Source organism: Pseudomonas sp. NPDC012596 (genome assembly GCF_042902325.1).
GTDB lineage: Bacteria > Pseudomonadota > Gammaproteobacteria > Pseudomonadales > Pseudomonadaceae > Aquipseudomonas.
On record NZ_JBIBEB010000011.1, the window covers coordinates 66380 to 91990 of the forward strand.

28 protein-coding genes and 1 tRNA gene are annotated in these 25611 nt (G+C 61.7%); 23 read left to right on the forward strand and 6 right to left on the reverse strand.

What is annotated here, in order from left to right:
- Window positions 1-37 precede the first annotated feature (37 nt).
- From ACFY68_RS14905 to ACFY68_RS14915, 3 genes are all read right to left on the reverse strand, one after another.
- Window positions 38-991, reverse strand: coding sequence for a hypothetical protein (locus ACFY68_RS14905; protein ID WP_387528558.1), 954 nt, complete (start codon window positions 989-991; stop codon window positions 38-40).
- 20 nt (window positions 992-1011) lie between these two features.
- The gene (locus tag ACFY68_RS14910) at window positions 1012-2727 is read right to left on the reverse strand and encodes a proline--tRNA ligase (RefSeq protein ID WP_387528561.1); all 1716 of its coding nucleotides are present in this window, start codon (window positions 2725-2727) and stop codon (window positions 1012-1014) included.
- A 160-nt stretch (window positions 2728-2887) separates the two neighbouring features.
- Complete coding sequence (locus ACFY68_RS14915; protein ID WP_346611745.1) at window positions 2888-4171, reverse strand: OprD family porin; 1284 nt, start codon at window positions 4169-4171, stop codon at window positions 2888-2890.
- A gap of 762 nt (window positions 4172-4933) precedes the next feature.
- Between ACFY68_RS14915 and ACFY68_RS14920 the strand changes: the two genes are divergently transcribed.
- Together ACFY68_RS14920 and ACFY68_RS14925 are read left to right on the forward strand one after the other, a co-directional pair.
- Window positions 4934-5353 (forward strand): HIT family protein, encoded by a 420-nt coding sequence (locus tag ACFY68_RS14920; protein WP_387528564.1) that lies wholly within the window; start codon window positions 4934-4936, stop codon window positions 5351-5353.
- A 1-nt stretch (window position 5354) separates the two neighbouring features.
- Window positions 5355-5561 carry a SlyX family protein gene (locus ACFY68_RS14925; RefSeq protein ID WP_387528567.1) on the forward strand — a complete coding sequence of 69 codons (207 nt, stop codon included), beginning with the start codon at window positions 5355-5357 and terminating at the stop codon, window positions 5559-5561.
- A 38-nt stretch (window positions 5562-5599) separates the two neighbouring features.
- Here ACFY68_RS14925 and ACFY68_RS14930 read toward each other — a convergent pair whose 3' ends face one another.
- Complete coding sequence (locus ACFY68_RS14930; protein WP_387528570.1) at window positions 5600-6193, reverse strand: cold shock domain-containing protein membrane protein; 594 nt, start codon at window positions 6191-6193, stop codon at window positions 5600-5602.
- A 280-nt stretch (window positions 6194-6473) separates the two neighbouring features.
- On the opposite strand from ACFY68_RS14930, the gene ACFY68_RS14935 reads away from it, so the two are divergent.
- The 18 genes from ACFY68_RS14935 to ACFY68_RS15020 all read left to right on the forward strand — a co-directional run bounded on the left by ACFY68_RS14935 (window position 6474) and on the right by ACFY68_RS15020 (window position 20122).
- Entirely contained in the window at window positions 6474-6947 is a 474-nt protein-coding gene (locus ACFY68_RS14935; protein ID WP_016392255.1) for a Dps family protein, read from the forward strand.
- A gap of 189 nt (window positions 6948-7136) precedes the next feature.
- The gene (locus ACFY68_RS14940; RefSeq protein WP_387528573.1) at window positions 7137-7466 is read left to right on the forward strand and encodes a ribbon-helix-helix domain-containing protein; all 330 of its coding nucleotides are present in this window, start codon (window positions 7137-7139) and stop codon (window positions 7464-7466) included.
- Window positions 7467-7562: 96 nt separating this feature from the next.
- Complete coding sequence (locus ACFY68_RS14945; RefSeq protein ID WP_346611740.1) at window positions 7563-7784, forward strand: zinc ribbon domain-containing protein; 222 nt, start codon at window positions 7563-7565, stop codon at window positions 7782-7784.
- 95 nt (window positions 7785-7879) lie between these two features.
- Window positions 7880-9655 (forward strand): aspartate--tRNA ligase, encoded by a 1776-nt coding sequence (gene aspS / locus ACFY68_RS14950; protein WP_346611739.1) that lies wholly within the window; start codon window positions 7880-7882, stop codon window positions 9653-9655.
- Between the two features lie 112 nt (window positions 9656-9767).
- A complete protein-coding gene (locus ACFY68_RS14955) occupies window positions 9768-10514 on the forward strand; it encodes a YebC/PmpR family DNA-binding transcriptional regulator (RefSeq protein ID WP_346611738.1) in 747 nt (248 codons plus the stop codon).
- A 188-nt stretch (window positions 10515-10702) separates the two neighbouring features.
- Window positions 10703-11227 (forward strand): crossover junction endodeoxyribonuclease RuvC, encoded by a 525-nt coding sequence (gene ruvC / locus ACFY68_RS14960; protein ID WP_387528578.1) that lies wholly within the window; start codon window positions 10703-10705, stop codon window positions 11225-11227.
- 109 nt (window positions 11228-11336) lie between these two features.
- Complete coding sequence (ruvA, locus tag ACFY68_RS14965) at window positions 11337-11954, forward strand: Holliday junction branch migration protein RuvA (RefSeq protein WP_387528581.1); 618 nt, start codon at window positions 11337-11339, stop codon at window positions 11952-11954.
- On the forward strand, window positions 11951-12997 hold the full coding sequence (ruvB, locus tag ACFY68_RS14970) for a Holliday junction branch migration DNA helicase RuvB (protein ID WP_346611735.1): 1047 nt from the start codon (window positions 11951-11953) through the stop codon (window positions 12995-12997). Before ruvA ends, ruvB begins: the two co-directional genes overlap by 4 nt.
- A gap of 125 nt (window positions 12998-13122) precedes the next feature.
- Window positions 13123-13575, forward strand: coding sequence for a tol-pal system-associated acyl-CoA thioesterase (gene ybgC, locus ACFY68_RS14975; RefSeq protein WP_387528584.1), 453 nt, complete (start codon window positions 13123-13125; stop codon window positions 13573-13575).
- 2 nt (window positions 13576-13577) lie between these two features.
- Window positions 13578-14273: a protein TolQ gene (gene tolQ / locus ACFY68_RS14980; protein WP_008090219.1), complete on the forward strand. Its 696-nt coding sequence runs from the start codon at window positions 13578-13580 to the stop codon at window positions 14271-14273.
- Between the two features lie 14 nt (window positions 14274-14287).
- Window positions 14288-14740, forward strand: coding sequence for a protein TolR (tolR, locus tag ACFY68_RS14985; RefSeq protein ID WP_012273765.1), 453 nt, complete (start codon window positions 14288-14290; stop codon window positions 14738-14740).
- Complete coding sequence (gene tolA / locus ACFY68_RS14990; RefSeq protein ID WP_387528589.1) at window positions 14740-15816, forward strand: cell envelope integrity protein TolA; 1077 nt, start codon at window positions 14740-14742, stop codon at window positions 15814-15816. Before tolR ends, tolA begins: the two co-directional genes overlap by 1 nt.
- On the forward strand, window positions 15813-17114 hold the full coding sequence (gene tolB, locus ACFY68_RS14995; protein ID WP_346611732.1) for a Tol-Pal system beta propeller repeat protein TolB: 1302 nt from the start codon (window positions 15813-15815) through the stop codon (window positions 17112-17114). Before tolA ends, tolB begins: the two co-directional genes overlap by 4 nt.
- A gap of 54 nt (window positions 17115-17168) precedes the next feature.
- Window positions 17169-17666, forward strand: coding sequence for a peptidoglycan-associated lipoprotein Pal (pal, locus tag ACFY68_RS15000; RefSeq protein ID WP_008090230.1), 498 nt, complete (start codon window positions 17169-17171; stop codon window positions 17664-17666).
- Between the two features lie 6 nt (window positions 17667-17672).
- A complete protein-coding gene (gene ybgF / locus ACFY68_RS15005; protein WP_387528593.1) occupies window positions 17673-18488 on the forward strand; it encodes a tol-pal system protein YbgF in 816 nt (271 codons plus the stop codon).
- Window positions 18489-18646: 158 nt separating this feature from the next.
- A complete protein-coding gene (gene queE / locus ACFY68_RS15010; RefSeq protein WP_387528596.1) occupies window positions 18647-19294 on the forward strand; it encodes a 7-carboxy-7-deazaguanine synthase QueE in 648 nt (215 codons plus the stop codon).
- A gap of 16 nt (window positions 19295-19310) precedes the next feature.
- Window positions 19311-19985 (forward strand): 7-cyano-7-deazaguanine synthase QueC, encoded by a 675-nt coding sequence (gene queC / locus ACFY68_RS15015; RefSeq protein WP_387528599.1) that lies wholly within the window; start codon window positions 19311-19313, stop codon window positions 19983-19985.
- Between the two features lie 61 nt (window positions 19986-20046).
- Window positions 20047-20122 (forward strand) — tRNA-Lys (locus tag ACFY68_RS15020).
- 78 nt (window positions 20123-20200) lie between these two features.
- On the opposite strand, the gene ACFY68_RS15025 is transcribed toward ACFY68_RS15020, so the two are convergent.
- Entirely contained in the window at window positions 20201-20404 is a 204-nt protein-coding gene (locus ACFY68_RS15025; RefSeq protein ID WP_387528602.1) for a hypothetical protein, read from the reverse strand.
- Window positions 20405-20439: 35 nt separating this feature from the next.
- Window positions 20440-20631: a hypothetical protein gene (locus ACFY68_RS15030; protein WP_387528605.1), complete on the reverse strand. Its 192-nt coding sequence runs from the start codon at window positions 20629-20631 to the stop codon at window positions 20440-20442.
- A gap of 256 nt (window positions 20632-20887) precedes the next feature.
- Between ACFY68_RS15030 and ACFY68_RS15035 the strand changes: the two genes are divergently transcribed.
- The 3 genes from ACFY68_RS15035 to ACFY68_RS15045 are packed head-to-tail and all read left to right on the forward strand — an operon-like array spanning window position 20888 to window position 25610.
- The gene (locus ACFY68_RS15035; protein ID WP_387528608.1) at window positions 20888-22144 is read left to right on the forward strand and encodes an HlyD family secretion protein; all 1257 of its coding nucleotides are present in this window, start codon (window positions 20888-20890) and stop codon (window positions 22142-22144) included.
- Window positions 22141-24267, forward strand: a complete 2127-nt coding sequence (locus ACFY68_RS15040; protein WP_387528611.1) for a peptidase domain-containing ABC transporter — start codon at window positions 22141-22143, stop codon at window positions 24265-24267. The genes ACFY68_RS15035 and ACFY68_RS15040 overlap by 4 nt, the downstream gene beginning before the upstream one ends.
- Entirely contained in the window at window positions 24264-25610 is a 1347-nt protein-coding gene (locus ACFY68_RS15045; protein WP_387528614.1) for a TolC family protein, read from the forward strand. Before ACFY68_RS15040 ends, ACFY68_RS15045 begins: the two co-directional genes overlap by 4 nt.
- Window position 25611: the final 1 nt, after the last annotated feature.

Here is a 25611-nt window from a genome sequence, read left to right on the forward strand (position 1 = left end):
AGCTGCCTAGGCAGCCCCTCTTTATATAAGCACGCGATTATTGCGCGCCTGGATCCGCCACCAGCCGGCCAGTGGATTTGGTCAGCGCTTGCAGAAACTCTTGTTGCAGTTCCGGATCGTTGCGGGTCAGCTCGATCAGGCTCTGCTCCATCTCGCTGGCTTCCTCTTCCAGGCCCAGCTCCGAAAGGCGCTTGACCCGGTGTACCCATTGGCCGACATCGTCGTCTTCAAGGTCGTCGAAAATCAGTTCATGGGCTTCGCGCAGCTTGTTGCGCAGGGTGGCGCTGACCAACAGGCTGGCATCCCCACGTACTGCGTTGTCTTCATCGACTACCTGCAAGTGCAGTGTGCCAACATGGTTCAGGTGCTGCTCGGAGAACGGGCTGTCGAGCAGGTTCAGGCGCAGTACGCCGTTTCTGTCGGTGGTCAGCTCGTGGGTCATCTTGCCGGCCTTGACCTCGACCAGGCGTTCGCTCCAGGGCAGGCTGGTGAATTCTTCGCGCTTGTCTTTTTGCACTTCGCTGATCCCGGCCAGGTTCTGCTGGGCGCGACCGTTGGACTGCACGTTCATGAACGGGTTGAGCCCGGCAACGCCATAGCTGAGCCAGTCGTGGGTCACGCTTTCGGGCAGGTTGCCCAAGGCGAATATGTTGACCACGTTGGCGCCAACGCCGGCCACTACCGCTACCGCGCCAAGCGGGATCTCGTAGACCTCCCGCCAGGGCTGGTAAGGCGTGTAGCGGTCGTAGCGGCGGGTCACTTCGAACTCTGTGAGCTCGAAGCGCTTCTGTTCATGTACGCGCACACGCCGCTGCGGAAGCTCCATCACCTTCGGCTCGCCGACATCGATCTGCAGGGTATGTTCGAGCAGTTTGCGCTCGACGCGCTCCTCATGCTCGCTGCGCTGGGACATCTGGTTGGCGCAACCGCTGACGAGCAGGGCGCCGCACAGTGCGGCGCCCCCCAGGGTAAAGGTACTTCGCTTGGACATGATCACTCGTGCATTGATTATCAGCGGCGAACGCGGGCCTGCAGGAAGCTGAGCACTTCATTGAGTGGCAGCGCTTGAGCATCCTGTTCGGTGCGGTGCTTGTATTCCAGGTTGCCGTCGGCCAGGCCGCGGTCGCTGACGACGATGCGGTGGGGGATGCCGATCAGCTCCATATCGGCAAACTTGATGCCTGGGCTGGTCTTCTTGTCGCGGTCGTCCAGCAGCACTTCGAAGCCGGCGGCCGTCAGTTCGGCGTACAGCTTGTCGGTGGCTTCGCGTACCACGTCGGTTTCGTAGCGCAGCGGCACCAGTGCAACCTGGAAGGGCGCCAGGGCGTCGTTCCAGATGATGCCCTTGTCGTCATAGCTCTGCTCGATGGCAGCAGCGACCACGCGGGACACGCCGATGCCGTAGCAGCCCATGGACAGCACCACTGGCTTGCCGTTCTCGCCCAGTACCTGGCACTTGAGGGCCTCGCTGTACTTGGTGCCGAGCTGGAAGATGTGGCCCACTTCGATGCCGCGCTTGATCACCAGGGTGCCTTGGCCATCCGGGCTCGGGTCGCCTTCGACGACGTTGCGCAGGTCGGCAACCTGAGGGACCGGCAGATCGCGTTCCCAGTTGACGCCGAAGTAGTGCTTGTCGTCGATGTTGGCGCCGATGCCGAAGTCGCTCATCAGTGCGACCGAGCGGTCGATGATGCATTCCAGCGGCAGGTTCAGCGGGCCGAGCGAGCCTGCGCCGGCACCAATGGCCTCGCGCAGTTCTGCGTCGGTGGCCATGACCACTGGGTCGGCAACCTGCTCCAGCTTGGCAGCCTTGATTTCGTTGAGCTCGTGATCGCCACGGACGATCAGGGCGACCAGCTTGCCTTCTTCGGCGCCGCGCACGATCAGGGTCTTGACGGTCTTCTCGATCGCCAGGCCGAAGTTTTCGACCAGCTGAGCGATGGTCTTGGCATCGGGTGTGTCGACCAGGCGCAGCTCCTCGGTAGGGGCAGGGCGCACGGTTTCGCGCGGGATGGCCTCGGCTTTCTCGATGTTGGCAGCGTAATCGGAGCTGTCGCTGAAGATTACGTCGTCTTCACCGGAGTCGGCCAGCACGTGGAACTCATGCGAGTAGCTGCCACCGATGGAGCCGGTGTCGGCCTGCACTGGGCGGAAGTCCAGGCCCAGGCGGGTGAATACGTTGGAGTACGCCTGGTGCATGCGGTCGTAGGTTTCCTGCAGGGAAGCCTGGTCGGCATGGAAGGAGTAGGCGTCCTTCATGATGAACTCGCGGCCACGCATCAAGCCGAAGCGTGGGCGAATTTCGTCACGGAACTTGGTCTGGATCTGGTACATGTTGAGCGGCAGCTGTTTATAGCTGGACAGCTCGTTGCGGGCCAGGTCGGTGATGACTTCTTCGTGGGTCGGGCCAACGCAGAAATCACGGTTGTGGCGGTCTTTCAGGCGCAGCAGCTCAGGGCCGTACTGCTCCCAGCGGCCGGATTCCTGCCATAGCTCGGCGGGCTGGATGCTAGGCATCAGCACTTCCAGGGCGCCGGCGGCGTTCATTTCCTCGCGCACCACGGCTTCGACCTTGCGCATTACTCGCAGGCCCATCGGCAGCCAGTTGTACAGGCCGGAGGCCAGTTTGCGGATCATGCCGGCACGCAGCATGAGCTGATGGCTGATGACCACTGCGTCGGCAGGGGTTTCTTTCTGGGTGGCGAGCAAATATTGACTGGTGCGCATGGTTAGCCGTGTCGATTGCCTAAGACATTGAAATGACCCCGCATTGTACGGGGGCGAAACGAAGGCGTACAGGATGCCCCAGGGCGTGGCAAATGTCAGCCAAGAAAAAGCCCGGCAAGCGTGCCGGGCTTTATCAGGTGCGGGGCACTATAAGCGAGGCTTACAGGATGCTCAGCGGGTATTCGACGATCAGGCGCAGTTCGTCGATCGAGCTCGAACCGTAGTACACGCCGTCGGCGGAGCGGTAGGTGGCTTGACGGACGCGGAAGCTCAGGTCTTTCGCCGGGCCGCTCTGCATCACGTACTTGACGTCGATGTCGCGTTCCCATTCCTTGCCGTCGTCGGTGGTGCGGGTGGTTGCACCGGTACCGCGAGCGTAACGGGTCATGAAGGTCAGGCCTGGCACGCCGAACTCGGCGAAGTTCAGGTCGTAGCGAGCCTGCCAGGACTTCTCGTCTTCAGCGTTGAAGTCGGAACGGGCGATGGAGTTGGCCAGGAACACGGTACCACCACCGTCTACGCCGTAGGCGTAGTCGCCGTCACCGCTGACTTTCTGGTAAGCCAGGGTGAAGGTGTGGGCGCCGACGTTGTAGGCGGCCGACAGGCTGGCGGCGATGTTGTCGAGTTCGTTGCTGCCGTCGGACTTGGTGACGAACGCGCCAGTGCGGTTGTCGCCGATGGATTTGGTGTCATAGATGTTGAAGTCGAACACCAGGCCTTGCTTGTCGCTGATCGGCAGCGCCCAGTTGATGTTGCCGTACCACTTGCGGAAGTGATCTTCGACGCGCGAGTAGTAGACGCTGGTGCTGAGGCTGTCGGTAAAGGCGTAGGTGCCGCCGAAGATGTTGGCTTCGGTCAGGTTCAGGCTGTCGTGGTAAGTCTGGGCCTGGGCATTCAGCGAGGTGAAGTGGCCGGCGTTCAGGGTCAGGCCTTTGATCTCGTTGCTGGTGATCAGGCCGCCTTGGGCTACTTCCGGCAGCAGTCGGCTGTCGTCAGTGGCGAATACCGGCATGGCGGTAAACTGGTCACCGAACTTCAGCACGGTATCGGAAATGCGCATTTTGACAGCGCCGCCGCCCTCGGAGTAATCATCCTGCGAACGGCCATCGGAGCCTTGTGGGAACAGGCCGGTACCGGCACGGCCACGGCCGCTGTCCAGTTTCACGCCGAGCATGCCAATGGCGTCTACGCCGAAACCTACAGTGCCCTGGGTGAAGCCCGACTCGTAAGTGCCGAGGAAGCCCAAGCCGGTTTCTTCAACGCGGCTCTGGGTGCCAGCGGGGTTGTTGCGGAAGTCGCGGCTGAAGTACAGCATGCGAGTTTTGACGTTCAGCTGGCTATCTTCGATGAAACCCTTGGACTCGTCCTGTGCAGAGGCGAAGGCCAATTGCGAGGTCCCTGCCGAAACGGCCAGGGCGATCATGCTCCACTTCATCACGCGCATCGTGATTTGCTCCTTTGGTTTTTAGGAAGAGTACCGCTGCGCCCAAGTCTTTTAGTTATATGGGGCAGCTCTTTCTTGTTATGTCGGCGGAAATGTATAGCACGCTGACTGTTGTTGGCGATATGGGCATATACAACCTTTCGGGAACTTTATGGCCATGTCGCTTTCAGGTATTTCCATGTCGCAAATCACGTCCCGGATTTCCGGGGCGTACAACGCCAGCGCTGTTCCTTTCACCGTAACGGTTCTGTAACTACAGGTTAGGGTTGGGGAAACTCCCTGGTCTATCCAAAGCGGCTGTTGTTATTTGTCGCGTACATCGCCTGATGCAGATGTCGTGCCGACTTGGTGTGGGGAGAATGCAACAAGCGTGCTCAAAATTAACAACGGTTCATGAAATTTTCACAAACACCCCGGTGGCAGGTCGAAATGCCCCGAAAACATGGGCTGAGACTTGTCTGATGGTGTACCAGATATTCAGTGTCCTCCAAACGCAATAGCGGCCATAAAAGTCAATGTGTTACCGGCAACTGTTCATGCTGAGTCATTCGTGTGTGTAAAAGCGTAGTGGTGTACTCGTTTGCGGCCTCATTTTGGTGCGAAAAGTAGCGGGGTGTTACCGCGATTGTGCAAGCAGGTGCCCTCCATGAACTTAAACTGTGCAGCGCAACCCGCTGTTGCATGCCGGGACAGGCGAAGCAAGGTATCCTTGCGCGTATTCCCGCGTTGGTCGGGCTCGATCTTGTGTGTTGGAGGTTTGTAGTGTTTGAGATGGATTCGCGTTTGCAGCAGGACTCGCTGGTGCTTGGAGAGTTTCCACTGTGCCGTCTGCTATTAAGCAAGGATGCCAATTACCCTTGGTTCATCCTGGTGCCCAAACGTGAAGGCGTTAGCGAGTTGTTCGACATGAGCCAGGAGGATCAGGCCCAGCTGTGGAAAGAAACCACGGGGCTGGCTGAAGCGCTCAAGGGTGAATTTGCGGCCGACAAGATGAATGTAGCGACGCTGGGCAACGTGGTGAGCCAGATGCACATGCATGTCATCGTCCGCCGTCACGGCGACGCCGCCTGGCCAGCGCCGGTCTGGGGCAGGGTGCCTGCTGTCGAGTATGGCCCTGGCCAGGTCGACGCCATTCGTCAGCGCCTGCGTGCGTTATCCCTCGCCGATTATCAGGAGGCCTGACATGTCTTTGGAAGCGCGCATCATCGAGCTGGAAACCCGTCAGGCGTTTCAGGACGACAGTATTCAGGAACTCAATGACGTGGTGGTCGAGCAGGGGCGGGTGATCCAGCGCCTTCAATTGCAGATGGCCGAGCTGATCAAGCGCTACGAAGAGATGGTCGGGCAATACGGCAGCGAGGGGGAAGAGGCGCCGCCGCCTCATTACTGAGTGATACAGCCCTGGGGTTGCCCCAGGGCTGCTCCGGGTCAGCGGCGGGTTACCGCGACCACATCTTCGGCCTGCAGGCCCTTGTCACGGTGCATCACCGAGAACTCCACGCGCTGGCCTTCGACCAGGATGCGATGGCCTTCGCCGCGGATGGCACGGAAGTGGACGAAAATATCGTCCCCCGAATCCCGGGAAATGAAACCAAAGCCCTTGGATGTGTTGAACCACTTCACGGTGCCGGTATCACGCATGCCGGTCTCCAGTGGGGCACCTTGGCTTGGGCGTGCTTTTCTGGCAGTGCGGGCAAAGCCTGCGGCCAGGTGCAGCACGACGGCGAGTGCCGCGCAGACCAGCGCAGCGAGGTTGCCCATTTCCGGGCGGGCCAGCAAGGTCAGGGTTTGCAGTACCACGGCCACCACCAGCAGGGCGCAGGCCAGGTGTTGCAGTTGCTGACGGGCGCCTCGGTAATACAGGGGCACGACCGGCGCCAGCAGCAGGTTGAGCAGGCCGAGCAGGGCCAGGTAGACCGCGTCGGGTTGCTGCAGGAAGGGTGTTGCATCGGTTTTCAGGCTGGGTATGAGCGATAGCAGCAAAGCTGCAGCGCCCGTCACCAGATGGACGATCTTGAACATGGGGTTGGCTCACAGTTGATAAGGCCGATCACAGGAAGAGCTGGCAGCACGGTGCGCATGAGGTGTAGAGCGCGAACACGTGGTAGGCCAGCCTATGCACCCGGCAATAACAGTCCGCACGGGTGGCACGGTGCCTATTTAACAGCAAAGGCGGGGCCTTCTCAAACCGCAGTCGGCCGATGGCATCGTATTGCCCTGCGTCATGGGCGTGTTCCGCCAAGTGTTGGTACAGTGTGTGGGGCCTGCTTGGTCATCAAGCCATTTGCAAAAGGGGAACTTCATGGCAATCGATATCGGTATCAGTGAAGAAGATCGCAAGTCCATCGTCGAAGGGCTTTCCCGCCTGTTGTCGGATACCTACGTGCTGTATCTGAAAACCCACAACTTTCATTGGAACGTCACCGGCCCCTCGTTCCGCACCCTGCACCTGATGTTCGAAGAGCAATACAACGAGCTGGCCCTGGCGGTCGACTCGATCGCCGAGCGCATTCGCGCGTTGGGCTTTCCGGCGCCGGGCTCCTATGCCTTTTATGCAAGGCATTCCTCTATCAAGGAGGAAGAGGGCGTGCCTGTGGCGGATGAGATGATCCGTCAGCTTGTTCAGGGGCAGGAGGCGGTGGTACGTACCGCGCGCAGCATCTTCCCTGTGGTGGACAAGGTCAGTGACGAGCCGACTGCCGACTTGCTGACCCAACGTATGCAGGTGCACGAAAAAACTGCCTGGATGCTGCGGGTGCTGCTGGACGGCAAGTGATCGGATGTAACGCCTGAATGCGGTTGAAAGCCCGGCCGAGCCACACTCGGCCGGGCTTTCTGGTTTGTGCGGGAAGGCTTTGCCGCTGCTTTGTGCCCGCGTGTGCGCGCTTCATTGAGCCCCTGGTTCCTGTGCTTATGTCTGTCTGGCGGCGCAGGGAGGAATACCTGTGGTGAGGAAGTGACGCGCATGATTCAAGCGAGCAAGCGTGTGGGAAATCAGGGGCGCTGCCCTGGCAAGCAGTGCATCGATCCCTTCAGGGAAGATTTCGACATGTTGCAGATTCGGCCGGTATCACGTTCGGTCCGGCTCAACGGTTTTTCTACCTGCTTACGCCTGGAGGCGGTCTATTGGGGTATCCTCGAGCGCATCGCCGAGGCCAATGAGTGCTCGGTCAGCGCCGTGCTTTCCTATGTGGACCGCGAGGTGCACCTGCGCCAGGGCGGGGTGCGTAACTTCAGCGGCCTGATCCGGGTGATCTGCGTTGCCTGGCTACAGCAACCACCCGGTGTACGCTGATCGCCTGGCGGGCTGCGCAGTGCCTGCTAACCATATATAATCGCGCTTTTTGCTGCCTCGGCAGCGAAGCATTGTTATGGTTGACGAGAGACACCCATGCCCCTTTATGACTATCAATGTGCAGCCTGCGATCACCAGATGGAAGCGCTGCAGAAGATCAGCGCCGCGCCGCTGACCGACTGTCCGGCCTGCCAGGCGCCGGCATTGAAGAAATTGCTGTCGGTCCCTGGCTTTCGCCTGAGCGGTAGCGGCTGGTACGAAACCGACTTCAAGACTGGGGCAAAAAAGAATCTGGCAGGCGGCGACAAAGCCGACTGAGTTGAATTGCAGTAGCCGGGTCTTGCAGTATTAGCCCTCTGGGGCGGCCAAGGCCTCCATCGAATACACGAATCACGAGAAGCGAAACCACCATCATGATGCGCAGCCATTATTGCGGCCAACTGAACGAGAGCCTGGACGGCCAGGAAGTCACCCTTTGCGGCTGGGTCCATCGTCGCCGCGACCACGGCGGGGTGATCTTCCTCGACATCCGTGACCGCGAAGGCATGGCCCAGGTCGTGTTCGACCCGGACCGCGCTGAAACCTTCGCCGCCGCCGACCGCGTGCGCAGCGAGTTCGTGGTGCAGATCACCGGTAAGGTACGCAAGCGCCCGGACGGCGCGGTAAATGCCAACATGGCCTCCGGTGCCATCGAGATCCTCGGCTACCAGCTGAACGTGCTGAACGAAGCTGAAACCCCGCCGTTCCCGCTGAACGAATACTCCGACGTCGGCGAAGAAACCCGCCTGCGCTACCGCTTCATCGACCTGCGTCGCCCAGAAATGGCCGACAAGCTGCGCCTGCGTTCGCGCATCACCAGCAGCATCCGTCGCTTCCTCGACGAAAACGGCTTCCTTGACGTCGAAACGCCGATCCTCACCCGTGCCACGCCTGAAGGCGCGCGCGACTACCTGGTACCGAGCCGCACCCACGCCGGCAGCTTCTTCGCTCTGCCGCAATCGCCTCAGCTGTTCAAGCAGCTGCTGATGGTGGCCGGGTTCGACCGCTACTACCAGATCGCCAAGTGCTTCCGTGACGAAGACCTGCGTGCTGATCGTCAGCCGGAGTTCACCCAGATCGACATCGAGACCAGCTTCCTCGATGAATCGGAGATCATGGGCCTGACCGAAAGCATGATCCGCAAGCTGTTCAAGGAAGTCCTGGACCTGGAGTTCGGCGAGTTCCCGCACATGACCTTCGAAGAAGCCATGCGCCGCTACGGTTCCGATAAACCAGACCTGCGTAACCCGCTGGAACTGGTCGACGTTGCCGACCAGCTCAAGGACGTCGACTTCAAGGTCTTCGCAGGCCCTGCCAACGATCCGAAGTGCCGCGTTACCGCGCTGCGCCTGCCAGGCGGCGCCAGCATGCCGCGCAGCAAGATCGACGAGTACACCAAGTTCGTTGGCATCTACGGTGCCAAAGGCCTGGCGTACATCAAGGTCAACGAGCGCGCCAAGGGTGTTGAAGGCCTGCAGTCGCCGATCGTCAAGAACATCCCTGAGGCCAACCTGAACGTGATCCTCGATCGCGTGGGTGCGGTCGATGGCGACATCGTGTTCTTCGGCGCCGACAAGGCCAAGATCGTCAGCGAGGCCCTGGGCGCGCTGCGTATCAAGGTTGGTAACGACTTCAACCTGCACACCTGCGAGTGGGCACCGATGTGGGTCGTCGACTTCCCGATGTTCGAAGAGAACGACGACGGCAGCTTCACCGCGCTGCACCACCCGTTCACCGCGCCGAAGTGCAGCCCGGAAGAGCTCGAAGCCAACCCGGCTACCGCGCTGTCGCGTGCCTACGACATGGTGCTGAACGGCACCGAGCTGGGTGGCGGTTCGATCCGTATCCACCGTAAAGAGATGCAACAGGCGGTGTTCCGCCTGCTGGGTATCGAAGCGGCAGAACAGGAAGAGAAGTTCGGCTTCCTGCTCGACGCGCTGAAGTTCGGCGCGCCACCCCACGGTGGCCTGGCCTTCGGCCTGGACCGTCTGGTCATGCTGATGACCGGCGCCCAGTCCATCCGTGAAGTGATCGCCTTCCCGAAAACCCAGAGCGCTGCGTGCGTGATGACTCAGGCCCCTGGCCTGGTCGACGCCAAGGCCCTGCGCGAGCTGCACATCCGTCTGCGCGAACAGACCAAGGTCGAGTAAGCGGACCCCGGGCGCATCCACATGGATGCGCCTTTGCGTTACGGCGCAGGAATTTTGTCGTTGCGCCCCGAGTGGGGCGCAATTGTTTGTGTTTCAAGGATTTGGAGTTGTTATGGCGGGTCATTCCAAGTGGGCGAACATCAAGCACCGCAAAGAGCGCCAGGATGCCAAGAGAGGCAAGATCTTCACCAAGTGGATCCGTGAACTGACCGTCGCGGCCAAGCAGGGTGGTGGCGATCCCGCTTCCAACCCGCGCCTGCGCCTGGCGCTGGACAAGGCTCTGGGTGCCAACATGAGCCGCGACATCATTGATCGCGCGGTGGCACGGGGTGCGGGCACCAACGAAAGCGACAACGTCGAAGAGCTCAGCTACGAGGGTTACGGCCCGGGCGGCGTGGCGATCATGGTCGAAGCCATGACCGACAACCGCAACCGTACCGCCGCCGCCGTGCGTCATGCCTTCACCAAGTGTGGCGGCAACCTCGGCACCGATGGTTCGGTCGCCTACCTGTTCGAGCGCAAGGGGCAGATCAGCTTCGCGCCGGGTATCGACGAAGACGCCCTGATGGAAGCCGCGATGGAGGCCGATGCTGATGACGTGGTCGCCAACGAAGATGGCTCCTTCGAAGTGTTCACCTCGTTCAACAGCTTCTACGCGGTGCGTAATGCTTTGGAAGAAGCTGGCTTCAAGGCGGCGGACGCGGAGATCGTCATGCAGCCGACCACCAGTGCCGAGCTGGATCAGGAGGGTGCCGAAAAGGTGCTGAAGCTGATCGACATGCTCGAAGACCTGGATGATGTGCAGAACGTCTACTCCAATGCCCAGATTTCCGACGAGATCATGGAAAATATCGGCTAAGGTCTCCTGACCCTTCGCGTCAAGGCTTCTATTGGGGCCGCTGCGCAGCCCATCGCCGGCAAGCCAGCTCCCACACGTACAGTGCATTTCTTCGGGCCTGCACTGTACTTGTGGGAGCTGGCTTGCCGGCGATGGGTCGCGCAGCGGCCCTAATGGTCTTGAATCGTGAGCTTTGAACGACAGGCACTATGACGCTTATTCTTGGTATCGACCCCGGTTCGCGCATCACCGGCTATGGCGTTGTGCGCCAGACAGCCCGTGGTTGCGAATACGTGGCGTCGGGTTGTATCCGCACCGGCAGCGGTGAGCTGCACGAGCGCTTGCAGATCGTTTTTCGCGGTGTCAGTGAAATCATTGCTCAGCATGGCCCCGTGACCATGGGCATCGAGCGTGTATTCATGGCCCGCAACCCCGATTCGGCGCTCAAGCTTGGCCAGGCCCGCGGCGCGGCCATCGTCGCCGCAGCCGAGGCCGGCCTGGAAATCGCCGAATACAGCGCGACCCAGGTCAAGCAGGCCGTGGCCGGCACGGGCGGGGCCAACAAGGAGCAGGTAATGCTGATGGTCATGCACCTGCTCAAGTTGACCCAGAAACCGCAGATCGATGCCTCCGATGCCCTGGCCATTGCCCTGTGCCATGCCCATACCCGTTCCAGCCTGGTACCACATGGCCTGTCAACGGCCCGTCGGCGCGGTGGGCGCTTGCGTCTGTAGGCGCTTCATGCGCTGATACACATTTTGTCCGGGTGAATCGTTCACCCGCTGCATTTGCTGATAGGGTTGAGCGGTCTTTGATCGGCTCCCCGAGAGGAAGGATCGGAACGTGATTGGACGTTTGCGCGGCACCCTGGCGGAAAAGCAACCGCCGCACCTGATTATCGACGTGAATGGCGTGGGCTACGAGCTGGAAGTCCCCATGACCACCTTGTACCGCCTGCCCAGGCTCGGCGAGACCGTCACCGTGCACACCCATCTGGTGGTGCGTGAAGATGCTCACCTGCTGTACGGTTTCCACGAAAAGCGCGAGCGCGAATTGTTCCGCGAACTCATTCGCCTGAATGGCGTGGGCCCGAAGCTGGCGCTGGCCTTGATGTCGGGCCTCGAAGCCGACGAGCTGGTGCGTTGCGTGCAGGCCCAGGACACGTCGGCACTGGTCCGTGTGCCCGGCGTTGGCAAGAAGACCGCCGAGCGCCTGCTGGTCGAGCTCAAGGACCGCTTCAAGGCGTGGGAAACCTCGCCAGCCATGTTCACCTTGGTCTCCGACGGCCCTGTGCCGGTCAGCGGCGCCTCCACGGCCGAGGCCGATGCGGTCAGTGCGCTGGTGTCCCTGGGCTACAAGCCGCAGGAAGCCAGCAAGGCAGTATCCGCGATCAAGGACAAGGCAGGCCTGAGCAGTGAAGAGCTGATCCGCCGCAGCCTGAAAGGGATGATTACCAAGTGATCGAAGCCGACCGCCTGATCGCCGCCAGTGGCCGCGACCGTGAAGAAGTCCAGGACCGCGCGATCCGCCCGCTGCGCCTGGACGAATACATTGGCCAGCCGGTGGTGCGCGAGCAGATGGCGCTGTTCATCCAGGCTGCCCGCGGTCGCAACGAATCGCTCGACCACACGCTGATCTTCGGCCCGCCCGGCTTGGGCAAGACCACCCTGGCCAACATCATTGCCCAGGAGATGGGGGTATCGGTCAAGAGCACCTCGGGGCCGATTCTCGAGCGCCCGGGCGACCTGGCGGCCATGCTCACCAACCTCGAGCCGCATGACGTGCTGTTCATCGACGAAATCCACCGGCTGTCGCCGGTTGTCGAAGAGGTGTTGTACCCGGCCATGGAGGACTTCCAGCTCGACATCATGATCGGCGAAGGCCCGGCCGCCCGTTCGATCAAGCTCGACCTGCCGCCCTTTACCCTGGTCGGTGCCACCACCCGCGCCGGCATGCTGACCAACCCGCTGCGTGACCGTTTCGGTATCGTCCAGCGCCTGGAGTTCTACAGCGACAAAGACCTGGCGACCATCGTCAGCCGGTCCGCCCACATTCTGGGGCTGGTCATCGAAGACCTCGGTGCCTACGAGATCGCCCGTCGCGCCCGTGGTACGCCGCGTATCGCCAACCGGTTGCTGCGCCGTGTACGTGACTACGCCGAAGTGCGCGGCAAGGGGCAGATCACCAAGGCCGTGGCCGACATGGCGCTCAACCTGCTGGACGTCGACGAGCGTGGTTTCGACCATTCCGACCGCCGCCTGCTGCTGACCATGATCGAGAAATTCGACGGTGGCCCGGTGGGCGTGGACAACCTGGCGGCAGCGATCAGCGAGGAACGCCATACCATCGAGGATGTACTCGAGCCGTACCTGATTCAGCAGGGCTATATCATGCGCACCCCTCGCGGGCGCGTGGTCACCCGGCACGCCTACCTGCACTTTGGTCTGAATGTTCCCGGGCGCCTGGGCGAGGGGGCAGATTTTTCCGAAGCAGGCGATGAATGACAGATCGAAACCCGCTTTTCGTGGTCCTACCGCTGGCATGCCTCAGGGTTGCTGGCAATAAGACATTAATGAAGAAAAAACAGTTGCCGCAGCGGATTGGCAAGCTGAGGAGTAAGCACTAGAGTATGCGCGCGCAAAATGGCCTGGAATCTTTCGCACACCGTTGTCGCGTCTATTACGAGGATACCGACGCCGGTGGCGTGGTGTATTACGTCAACTACCTGAAATTCATGGAGCGCGCGCGCACCGAGCGGCTGCGACACCTGGGGTTTTCCCAGCAGCAGCTGGCCGGCGAGAACCTGTTGTTCGTCGTCCATTCCAGCGAGGCGCGCTATCACGCGCCGGCGCGGCTGGACGATGAGCTGCGGGTAACCGCGCAAGTACTTGAACTCAATCGCGCCAGCCTGCGTTTCGTACAGCAGGTCTGGCGGGAAAAGGATGAAACACTGCTCTGCGAGGGGCAGTTCCTGGTGGCCGCCGTGCGCGCCGACACTTTCAAACCCCGAGCCATACCCCCCCAGCTGCGCGACGCCTTTATGGCGGACGGCTCGGGTACTCAATCGAATGCAGGAGAATAAGCGTGGAAGCTAACGTCGTCGACCATACCTCCATGTGGAGTCTGGTCAGCAATGCCAGCGTGGTGGTACAGCTGGTAATGCTGATCCTCGTGGCCGCCTCGGTCACCTCATGGATCATGATCTTCCAGCGCAGCACCATGCTGCGCGCCGGTCGTCGTGCGCTGGATGCCTTTGAAGAGCGCTTCTGGTCGGGCATCGACCTGTCGAAGCTGTATCGTCAGGCAGGCAGCAACCCAGACCCGGATTCGGGCGTGGAGCAGGTCTTCCGTGCCGGCTTTAAAGAGTTCTCGCGTCTGCGTCAGCAGCCGGGCGTGGACCCGGACGCAGTCATGGAAGGCGTAGGCCGGGCCATGCGCGTGGCGATCTCCCGTGAGGAAGAAAAGCTCGAGCAGAGCCTGCCGTTCCTTGCCACCGTCGGTTCGACCAGCCCGTACATCGGCCTGTTCGGTACCGTATGGGGCATCATGAACTCCTTCCGCGGCCTGGCCAGTGCTCAGCAGGCCACCCTGGCCACCGTTGCTCCGGGTATCGCCGAAGCGCTGATCGCCACGGCCATCGGCCTGTTCGCGGCAATCCCGGCGGTCATCGCCTACAACCGTTTCGCCGCACGCAGTGAAGTGCTGATCGGTCGTTACTACACCTTCGCCGACGAGTTCCAGGCGATCCTGCACCGCAAAGTGCACACCAGCGAAGAGTAATCAGGTAGAAGCCCATGGCCCGAGTTCGCCACAAACGCAAGCCGGTCGCCGAGATGAACGTGGTGCCCTACATCGACGTGATGCTGGTACTGCTGGTCATCTTCATGGTGACGGCTCCCATGCTCAACCAGGGCGTGAAGGTCGACCTGCCCAAGGTTTCCAGCGAAGCCTTGCCGCAGGACAACAACGTCCAGATCCTTACCATCTCCATCAAGGCCGACAAGACCTATTACTGGAACCTCGGCAGCGAAGTCGATACCGACAAGCAGATGGACAAGGCCATGACCTTGCCCGACATGACCAACGCGGTGACCAAGATCATTGCCGCCGGTCGCGACCAGGGCAAGCAGACCCAGGTCTTCATTCGTGGCGACAAGGCTGTCGACTACGGCGCCGTCATGGGCGCCATGGGCGGGTTGCAGAAGGCCGGTGTCGGTAACGTTGGCCTGATTACCGAGGCGCCCTGATGCAACAGCGAGAGCCATCCGCCTCGGAAAGCTACTTCTGGCCCAGTGTCTGGGCCATCGGCCTGCATGTACTGGTGTTCGCAATGCTGTTCGTCAGTTTTGCCATGACGCCAGAATTGCCGCCTTCCAAGCCGATCGTTCAGGCTACCCTGTATCAGCTCAAGTCCAAGAGCCAGGCGACTACCCAGACCAATCAGAAGATTGCCGGGGAAGCGAAGAAAACCGCCTCGCGCCAGACGGAAGTCGAGCAGCTGGAGCAGAAGAAGGTCGAGCAGGAAGCCGTGAAGGCTGCGGAACAAAAGAAAGCCGACGCCGCTCAAAAGGCCGAGGAGGCCCGCGAAGCTGCCGAGGCCAAAAAAGCCGAGGAAGCTGCCAAGGCCACCGAGGCCAAAAAAGCCGCCGAAGCCAAGAAGGCTGACGAAGCGAAGAAGGCGGCTGAAAAGCAGCAGGCCGACATCGCCAAGAAGAAGGCTGAGGAAGAGGCCAAGAAGCAGGCCGAGGAAGAAGCCAAGAAACAAGCCGCCGAGGACGCCAAGAAAAAGGCGGCCGAGGAGGCCAAGAAGAAAGCAGCCGAAGACGCCAAGAAAAAAGCGGCGGCCGAGGATGCGAAGAAGAAGGCAGCTGAAGAGGCCAAGAAAAAGGCCGCGGCAGATGCCCAGAAAAAGAAGGCACAGGAAGCGGCTCGCAAGTCGGCGGAAGACAAGAAAGCTCAGGCCCTGGCCGAGCTGTTGTCCGACACCACCGAGCGGCAGCAGGCCCTGGCCGACGAGCAAGGAGACCAGGTGGCCGGCGATTTCGACGACCTGATCCGTATGCGCGCGGCTGAAGGCTGGGCGCGTCCACCTTCTGCGCGTAAAGGCATGACGGTAGTCCTGCAGGTCAACATGCTGCCGGATGGCACCATTACCAATGTCAGTGTGTTGCGCTCCAGTGGCGACGGCCCGTTTGACAGTTCGGCGGTGGCAGCAATGAAGAACATCGGTCGTCTGACCGAAATGCAGGGTATGAAGCCGAGCGATTTCAACAGGTATCGTTCGTTCAAGATGACATTTACTCCTGAGGATCTAGCGTTGTGATTACACTCCTTCGAGGACTGCTGGTCATGCTGTGCTGCGTGGCAGGCATGGCCATGGCAGACGAAAAGAACATCCTGGTCACCAGCGGCAGCGATCGGGCCACGCCCATCGCGGTAGTGCCGTTCGGTGTGCAGGGTGGCAGTGTGCTGCCAGAAGACATGGCCGATATCATCGGCAACGACCTGCGCAACTCCGGCTACTACTCGCCGATCCCGCGGCAGAACATGATCAGCCAGCCTTCCCAGGCCAGCGAAGTCATCTTCCGTGACTGGAAAGCCCTGGGCGCCCAGTATGTGATGGTCGGCAGCATCACCCCGTCGGGTGGCCGCCTGCAGGTGCAGTACGCGCTGTTCAACGTCGCCACCGAGCAGCAAGTGCTGACCGGTAGCGTCGCCGGCACCGCCGACCAGCTGCGCGACATGTCGCACTATATTGCCGACCAGTCGTTCGAGAAGCTCACCGGCATCAAGGGTGCGTTCTCCACCCGCATGCTGTACGTGACTGCCGAGCGCTTCTCGACCAACAACACCCGCTACACCCTGCAGCGTTCGGACTACGACGGTGCGCGCGCAGTGACCCTGCTGCAGTCGCGCGAGCCGATCCTGTCGCCGCGCTTCGCGCCGGATGGCAAGCGTATCGCCTATGTCTCGTTCGAGCAGAAGCGCCCGCGCATCTTCGTTCAGCACATCGATACCGGTCGCCGCGAGCAGGTCACCAACTTCGAAGGCCTGAACGGTGCGCCGGCCTGGTCGCCTGATGGTTCGCGCCTGGCATTCGTGCTGTCGAAAGACGGCAACCCGGACATCTATGTCATGAACGTGGCCTCGCGCCAGATCAGCCGTGTCACTGCCGGCCCGGGTATCAATACCGAACCGTTCTGGGGCAAGGATGGCAACACCCTGTACTTCACCTCCGACCGTGGCGGCAAGCCGCAGATCTACAAACAGTCGGTCAGCGGTGGTAGTGCAGAGCGCGTGACTTTCGTCGGTAACTACAACGCCAACCCCAAACTGTCGGCGGACGAAAAGACCCTGGTAATGATCCATCGCCAGCAGGGTTTCACCAACTTCAAAGTGGCGGCACAGGACTTGCAGCGCGGAAGTGTAAAGATTCTCACGGAAACAAGTCTTGATGAGTCTCCCACTGTTGCGCCAAACGGCACCATGCTAATCTACGCCACCCGCCAGCAGGGCCGGGGAGTCTTGATGCTCGTGTCGCTTAATGGCCGCGTGAGGCTCCCACTTCCTACCGCTCAAGGCGAAGTCAGAGAACCGTCCTGGTCCCCTTACCTGAACTGATTGCGGCGTAATACGTTTTGCTTAACACACTGGGGTTTCATTAGGAGTTTCACGATGGAAATGCTGAAGTTTGGTAAATTTGCTGCGCTGGCTCTGGCCATGGCTGTAGCTGTAGGTTGCTCCTCGAAGGGCGGTGACAATGCTGGTGAAGGCGCTGTTGACCCGAACGCTGGCTACGGTGCCAACACTGGCGCTGTCGACGGCTCCCTGAGCGAAGAAGCCGCCCTGCGCGCAATCACCACCTTCTACTTCGAATACGACAGCTCGGACCTGAAGCCAGAAGCCATGCGCGCTCTGGACGTTCACGCCAAGGACCTGAAGTCCAACGGCAACCGTGTTGTTCTGGAAGGCAACACTGACGAGCGCGGCACCCGCGAGTACAACATGGCTCTGGGTGAGCGTCGTGCCAAAGCCGTTCAGCGTTACCTGGTTCTGCAGGGTGTTTCCCCTGCTCAGCTGGAACTGGTCTCCTACGGCGAAGAGCGTCCAGTTGCCACCGGCAACGACGAGCAGTCCTGGGCTCAGAACCGTCGCGTAGAACTGCGTAAGTAAGTTCCCATGCGAATGTGCCGTCGTGTTGTAACCGTCCTCGCACTCAGCCTTCCGCTTTCAGCGTGGGCTGCGGTTCCTGTAGTAGATGACAACGCAGGTGGGTATCCACCTTCGGGTTATGGCACGAGCGGCGCCTATGCCGGGGCAGGGGCTTCGACCCCTGCCTCAGCACAGGGCCAGCTGTTCATGCAGCTGCAACAGATGCAGGACCAGCTTTCCCGCCAGCAAGGCATCATCGAAGAGCTGCAAAACGATGTGTCGCGCATGAAGCAGGAAAACCTGGAGCGATACCAGGACCTGGACCGTCGCATCAACAGTGGTGGCGCGCCTGCCGCGACCCCCGACAATTCCCCCACCGGTGGTGCACCCGATGCCGCCGCCGGTGCAGCAGCAGGCGCCGCTGGCGCTGCTGCGCAACAACCGGCCGCCAACAGCGAACCGGGTGATCCGGCGAAAGAGAAGCTCTATTACGACGCGGCTTTCGACCTGATCAAGCAGAAGGACTTCGCCAAGGCCAGCCAGGCGTTCAACGCCTTCCTGCGCAAGTACCCAAACAGCCAGTACGCCGGCAACGCGCAGTACTGGCTGGGTGAAGTGAACCTGGCCAAGGGCGACCTGCCAGCCGCCAGCCAGGCCTTTGCCCAGGTCAGCCAGAAGTACCCGAAACACAGCAAGGTGCCGGATTCGCTGTACAAGCTGGCCGATGTCGAGCGCCGTATGGGCCACACCGACAAGGTCAAAGGCATCCTGCAGCAGGTCATCACCCAGTACCCCGGCACCTCTGCCGCGCAACTGGCGCAACGCGACCTGCAGAAGCTCTAAGCAGCACCGTTCGAAAGAAACCCGCGCCAGTCGCGGGTTTTTTCGTTAGAATCACTGCCCTTTTCTTAAACACGCTGCCGCGGATAACGCCATGTCGAGTCCGCGACAGTGCCTGACGGAGGCGGACAGCCTGTTCAGCTGTCTCGCCCGTGGCGATCATGCAAGACACATTACGCATCACCGAAGTCTTTTACTCTTTGCAGGGTGAAACACGAACGGCTGGGCTGCCCACGGTTTTCGTGCGCCTGACCGGTTGCCCCCTGCGCTGCCAGTACTGCGACAGTGCCTATGCCTTCACCGGCGGCACTATCCGCACCCTCGATTCGATCATGGAGCAGGTGGCTGGCTTCAAGCCTCGCTTTGTCTGCGTGACGGGTGGCGAGCCGCTGGCCCAGCCCAATGCCTTGCCGCTGCTGCAGCGCCTGTGCGATGCCGGTTACGAGGTTTCGCTGGAAACCAGTGGTGCCCTGGATATCTCGGGCACCGATGTGCGCGTCAGCCGTGTGGTCGACCTCAAGACCCCAGGGTCCGAAGAGTCCCACCGCAACCGCTACGAGAACATCGAGCAGCTGACCCGCAATGACCAGGTCAAGTTCGTCATCTGTTCGCGGGAGGACTATGACTGGGCCGTCTCCAAGCTCATCCAGTACAACCTGGCCGAGCGCGCCGGTGAGGTGCTGTTTTCGCCAAGCCATCACCAGGTGAGCGCAAGCGACCTGGCCGACTGGATCGTTGCCGACAACCTGCCCGTGCGTTTCCAGCTGCAGTTGCACAAGCTGCTGTGGAACGATGAACCCGGACGTTGATTGAGAGTAAAAGCACATGACTGAGAAACGCGCGGTAATCCTGCTGTCTGGCGGCCTCGATTCGGCCACCGTCGTAGCCATGGCTAAGGCCGAAGGCTACAGCTGCTACACCATGAGCTTCGACTATGGCCAACGCCACCGTGCCGAGCTGGACGCCGCCGCACGCGTCGCCCGCGACCTGGGCGTTGTCGAGCACAAGGTGATCGGCCTGAACCTCGATGGTATCGGCGGCTCGGCCCTGACCGACAGCAGCATCGATGTGCCGGAAACCCCAGGCGAGGGCATCCCGGTAACCTACGTGCCGGCACGCAACACGGTATTCCTGTCCTTGGCCCTGGGCTGGGCAGAAGTGCTGGAAGCCCGTGACATCTTCATCGGGGTCAATGCCGTCGACTATTCCGGCTACCCCGATTGCCGCCCGGAGTTCGTCGAGGCGTTCGAGCGCATGGCAAACCTTGCGACCAAGGCCGGTGTCGAGGGGCAGGGCTTCCGTATCCAGGCACCCTTGCAGAACCTGAGCAAGGCGCAGATCGTGCAGGCCGGTCTGGCCCGTGGCGTTGACTACAGCCTTACCGTTTCGTGCTACCAGGCCGATGATCAAGGCCGCGCCTGTGGCAAGTGTGACAGCTGCCGCTTGCGCGCTGACGGCTTCAAGGCCGCCGGCGTAGACGACCCGACGCGGTATTTTTGAAAAAAGTTTTGATGGGGTGTTGATTTCTCGTTAGAAATCAGTATTATACGCGCCATCCAACGGGTCGTTAGCTCAGTTGGTAGAGCAGTTGGCTTTTAACCAATTGGTCGTAGGTTCGAATCCTACACGACCCACCATACGCAACAAGTCAAAGCCCGCTACCGGAAACGGTGGCGGGCTTTGTCGTTCTGGGTTGGCAGAACGTGCGGCCTGGATCACTCCGGTTTGTTGGTTCCCAATTCAAATTCGGCGTAGTCCCAGGATTCGCCCTCTTTCCCCCAGCTCACTACCAGGCTGTCGCCATTGCCATAGTTGACCGTGTCGACTTCGACAAAGTAGCCAAACAGTGAAGCCCCACCGCTGACCTGTTGCAGTTCCTCTTCGCCAAGCGTTCGGGTTGTATGCGTCGTGCAGTTCATGCCTTGTGCCCTCTCGGTAATCAGCCATTGGCCGATCAGCAGCCGACGTTGACTTCGACGTAGTTGTAGGAGCCCCCTTCCTCGCCCCAGCTCACATGGACCTTTTCGCCGTCGCCATAATTGACCAGGTCGACGTCCACGTAATAGCCAAAGGCTGACAGGCCGCCACTGACTTGATCCAGTTCCTGATCATTCAGCGCGCGCAGGGCACTCGATGCGGTGTTCATGATTGCGTCCTCGTTCCAGTTTTGTTGTTCCGTCATGGGGAAGCCCAGGCAATGGGCTTGAGGAATCATGTGGACGTACAGTACCGAGGGGCAATAGAACGGGTGGCCTAATGTCCAGGTGCCACTGCGCGGTGCGCAGCTCGGCTAGCACATCTGTACTAGTGTTAGCGCAGGCCAGCTTGTTTAGGCTGGCGGTGCCTCGCAGCCGGATCTGCAGCGAGGCCACTTCGCATCTGCCAGCACCGTAGGCCAGGGAATGCTATTTCGAAAGGAAGCACTGCAATCAGGGGCGCAGAAAGACCTGGGCAGCGTCATCTTGATATCGCCGCCATCGTTGCGGGTGGCCAGTGCCTGCGCGCTGCTGTTTTGTGTGGTGCTGGTGCTGTTCCTGACGTTTGCAAGTTATACCCGGCGCGAAGCCGTGACTGGGGTGCTGGTGCCCGAGGGCGGCCTGATCAAGGTGTTCGCACCCCAGGTCGGGGTGGTTCAGGGTTTGCTGGTCAGTGATGGCCAGCACGTCCAGGCTGGGGCGACCTTGCTGACGCTGGTCAGCGATACCCAAAGCGGCGACGCTGGCGCCAACCAGGTTGCCATCAGCCGCCTGATCGCGCGGCGCAACAGCAGCCTGGCTGACGAGATGGCCGAGACCCGCGTGCTCCACCAGCAGGAGCGTGAGGGCAAGCAGCGCCGTTTGAGCATGCTGCAGGGCGAACAGGAAAAGGTTACCGCGCAGATCGCGCTGACGCGCCAGCGCCTGGCGTTGGCGCAAGGCATCGCCGAACGGTATGCCGAATTGCAACGTCAGGATTTTGTCTCCCGTGACCTGCTGCAGGCCAAGCAGGACGCCGTGTTGGAGATGCGCCTGCGCGCCGAGGAGCTGCACCGCTCACTGCTGGCACTGCGCAACGACAGCGCTGCATTGCGCGCCGAAATCGCCGAGCTGCCCTACAACCAGACCAAACAGCTGGCCGACCTGGAGCGCCGGTTGATCGACAGCGAAAGCAACCTGCTCGAGAGCGAGGTCAAGCGCCAGGTGGTGATTACCGCGCCAGCTGCCGGTGAGGTGACGGCCATGGGCGTGGTCAATGGTTCACGCGCCGATGTCAGCCGCCCGCTGTTCAGCCTGGTGCCGCAAGACAGCCCGCTCTATGCCGAGCTGTACGTACCAAGCCGTTCGGCGGGCTTCGTGCGCCCCGGGCATGAAGTGTTGCTGCGTTACCAGGCCTACCCCTACCAGCACTTCGGCCTCGCCCGCGGCACTGTCGCCTCGGTATCGCGCAGTGCGTTGCCGGCCGACGAGATCATGACCGTGGGCGCCGCCACCGATGCCTTGCGCGAGCAGGGGCCGTTGTATCGGGTCAAGGTCTCACTCGACCGGCAGAGCCTGTTTGCCAGGGGCAGGGAAGAGCGGTTGCGCTCCGGCATGCAACTGGACGCCGACATCATGCTGGAAAACCTGCCGCTCTACGAATGGCTGCTCGAACCCTTGCGCGGCATAGGAAAACGCCTGTGACCATCTCCCAGTCCCTTAGCTTCGGCATGGGCCGCAAGCTGCCCGTGATGCTTCAGGTCGAGGCCGCAGAGTGTGGCCAGGCCTGCCTGGCGATGATCGCCGCTTACCATGGCCAGGTGCATGACATGCATTCGCTGCGGCACAAGCTGTCGCCGTCAATGAAGGGCGCAACGCTCAAGCAACTGATGGCCATGGCTGGCCAGCTTGGCCTGGCTACGCGGCCGCTGCGCCTGGAGCTGGAGGCGCTGGCGCAGCTGCGGTTGCCCTGCATCCTGCACTGGGAATTCAACCACTTCGTCGTGCTCAAGGAGGTCGGCCCACGCGGCGTGGTGCTGCACGACCCGGCCCGGGGCATACGCAAGCTGAGCCTTGCCGAGGTGTCGGCTTCGTTTACCGGTATTGCCCTGGAGCTTTGGCCACACAGTGACTTTCAGCCAGGCGAAGTGAAAAGCCAGGTTTCCCTGCGCCGGCTGCTGGGCAAGGTCCAGGGCTTCGGCGGGGTGCTCGGGCACGTGCTGCTGCTGGGCATGGCGCTGGAGCTGTGCATGATCCTTGCGCCGTTCTTTCTGCAGACAGTCATCGACAAAGTACTGGTCAGCGCCGACCTCGACCTGCTGGCGGTGCTGGCGCTGGGCTTCGGCCTGCTGCTGGTTGCCCAGCAGGTGTTGTCGCTGGGCCGCTCCTGGGCGCTGATGTATCTGGGCACACTGCTCGGCAGCCAGTGGCAGATCAATGTCTTCAACCACCTGGTGCGCCTGCCGGTGGCGTACTTCGAACGGCGGCACCTGGGCGACATCATTTCGCGTTTCGGCTCGCTCAAGGCGATCCAGCGCACACTGACCACCTCATTCATCGAGGCGTTGCTTGATGGGGTGATGACTGTGGTAACGCTGGTGTTGATGTTCGTCTACAGCCCGCCGCTGGCGATGATCGCCGTTACCGCCATGGTGCTTTATGCGCTGGCGCGCTGGGCCTGGTTCGGGCCGTTGCGGCGGGCCAGCGAAGACGAACTGGTGCGCGCCGCCAAGCAGCAAAGTTACTTCCTCGAGACGATGCGTGGCGTGCGTACGCTCAAGCTGTTCGCCCACCAGGAGCAGCGTGCCACGGCCTGGAGCGGCTTGCTGGTGGACGAAATCAATGCTGGCCTGCAGCCGCAGAAACTGCAGTTGCTGTACCGCGCCTTCAATGGCCTGCTGTTCGGCAGCGTCACCCTGCTGGTGCTCTGGCTCGGTGCCAGGCAGGTGATCGACGGCGTGTTCAGTGCTGGCATGCTGATCGCCTTCAATGCCTACAAGGACCAGTTCAACAGCCGCGTCGCCGGCCTTATCGACAAGCTGGTGGATGTGATCATGCTGCGCCTGCATGGCGAGCGGCTGGCGGATATCGTGCTGGAAACAGCAGAGCCACAATCGGCGCCGGCACTTGTGCCTGCCACCGACCGAGTGCCGCGCCTGGAAGTGCGCCAACTGCGCTTTCGCTATTCCGATCACGAGCCCTGGGTACTCGACGGGGTGTCCCTGGTGATCGAGCCGGGCGAGTCGGTGGCCATCGTCGGACCTTCAGGCTGCGGCAAGACCACGTTGCTCAATGTGATGCTCGGCATTTTGCCCCCTGTCGACGGGCAGGTGCTGCTGGACGACGAGCCGATCGATGCGGCGACCGTCGACCGGCTGCGGCGTATCAGTGCCACGGTGTTGCAGGACGATGTGCTGTTTGCAGGTTCGATCGGCGACAACATCAGCTTCTTCGCCAACGATGCCGACCAGGCCTGGGTCGAACAGTGCGCCCGCATGGCAGCGGTGCATGACGATGTCGCGCGCATGCCCATGGGTTACAACACCCTGGTCGGCGACATGGGCACGGTGCTGTCCGGTGGGCAGAAGCAGCGCATCCTGCTGGCCCGTGCGCTGTACCGTCGGCCGCGGCTGTTGTTTCTCGACGAGGCGACCAGCCACCTGGACATCCAGCGCGAAGCTGCGGTCAACCAGGCCCTGCAGGCGTTGAACATCACCCGGGTGATCGTTGCCCATCGGCCGGACACCATCCGTTCGGCGCAGCGCGTGCTGGTATTGGCCGATGGCAGGGTGACGAGTGACAGCCGTGAGCCGGGCGCCGCGCCATGATCAGGCAATGGGCGCTGGCAGCCGGGCTTGCCCTGCTGAGCATGCACTGCGTGGCCGAGCAGCCGCTTCAGGCCTGCCCCGGGCCATTGCGCCCTGATGAAGCGCTGGCACTGGCGCGGGCCGTGGCCATGGCGCTGTGCGCAGACCCTGAGGTCGCGGCAGCCTGGCGCACGCAATTGAGCAGCCAGGCCAGCATGGAGGCCGAGCGCTCGGCGTACTGGCCCACTTTGCAAGGCGTGGCCAGCAGCGGCAGGGCCAACCGCAAGACGCGCTACGACGGTTTTCCTGAGGCAGACTCCAGCCTGAATGCCCGTACCAGCGGCTACGGCCTGAGCCTCAACTGGGTGCTGTATGACTTCGGCTTGCGCGAGGCGAGGGTGGAAAGCGCCCGGCAACTGTTGAACGCAGCCAGCAGCAGCCGGGTGGAGAAGATCCAGGCGGTGGTGCTCAATACCAGCAAGGCGTTCTACCAGGTGCAGGCCAGCCGCGCGTTGCTGCAGGCGCGGCAAAGCATCGAAGCCTTGGCTGCAGACAGCCTGCGGGTCACCACGGCCAAGCACCAGGCGGGCGCAGGCGAGCAGGCCGACCGCCTGCAGGCGCAGACCACCTACGAGCAGGCGCAGCTTGAACGGGTGCTGGCCGAAGGCGACCTGGCCACTGCCGAGGGTGCGCTGGCGAGCGCGGTCAACCTCTCGCCTTCGGCGCCGCTGCGGCTGGAGGCGCTGGATGAACCGAACGGCGAGGAGCAACGCTTCATGCAGAGCGTGGATGCACTGATGGAGCAGGCGCGGCAAAACCATCCGTCCGTTGAAACAGCGCGTGCCCAGTGGTCATCCAGCCTGGCCAGGGCAGAGGCGGAGCGGGCCCAGGGGCGCCCGACGGTATCGCTGTACAGCAATTACCGGCATGACGACACACCGGTCGACCAGGTGGCTTCACGCCAACAGATCGAAACCTGGACGGTCGGTGTGCAGGTCAGCGTACCGATCTTCGACGGCTTTCTCTCCCGGCGCCGAGCGCGTGCCGCCGAGGAGGAGGCCGGGGCGCGTGAACAGGACGTGCGTACCGCCGAGCGGACCATCGCCCTGAGCGTCTGGCGCAGCCGTCAGGCCTTGGCGGCGCGGACCCAGGCATTGACCATCAGCCGGCGCCTGGTCGCCAGTGCCAGCCAGTCGCACCGGGTGGCATTGGGGCGCTACAAGGCTGGCGTCGGCAGCATCATCGAGCTGCTCAATGCCCAGAACGACCTGGCCGCCGCGCAGCAGCGGCGGGTCGGGTCGGTGGTGGACTGGTACACCGCCCGGCTGCAGCTGGCCGCCGACCTGGGCGAGCTGGGCCGGTAGG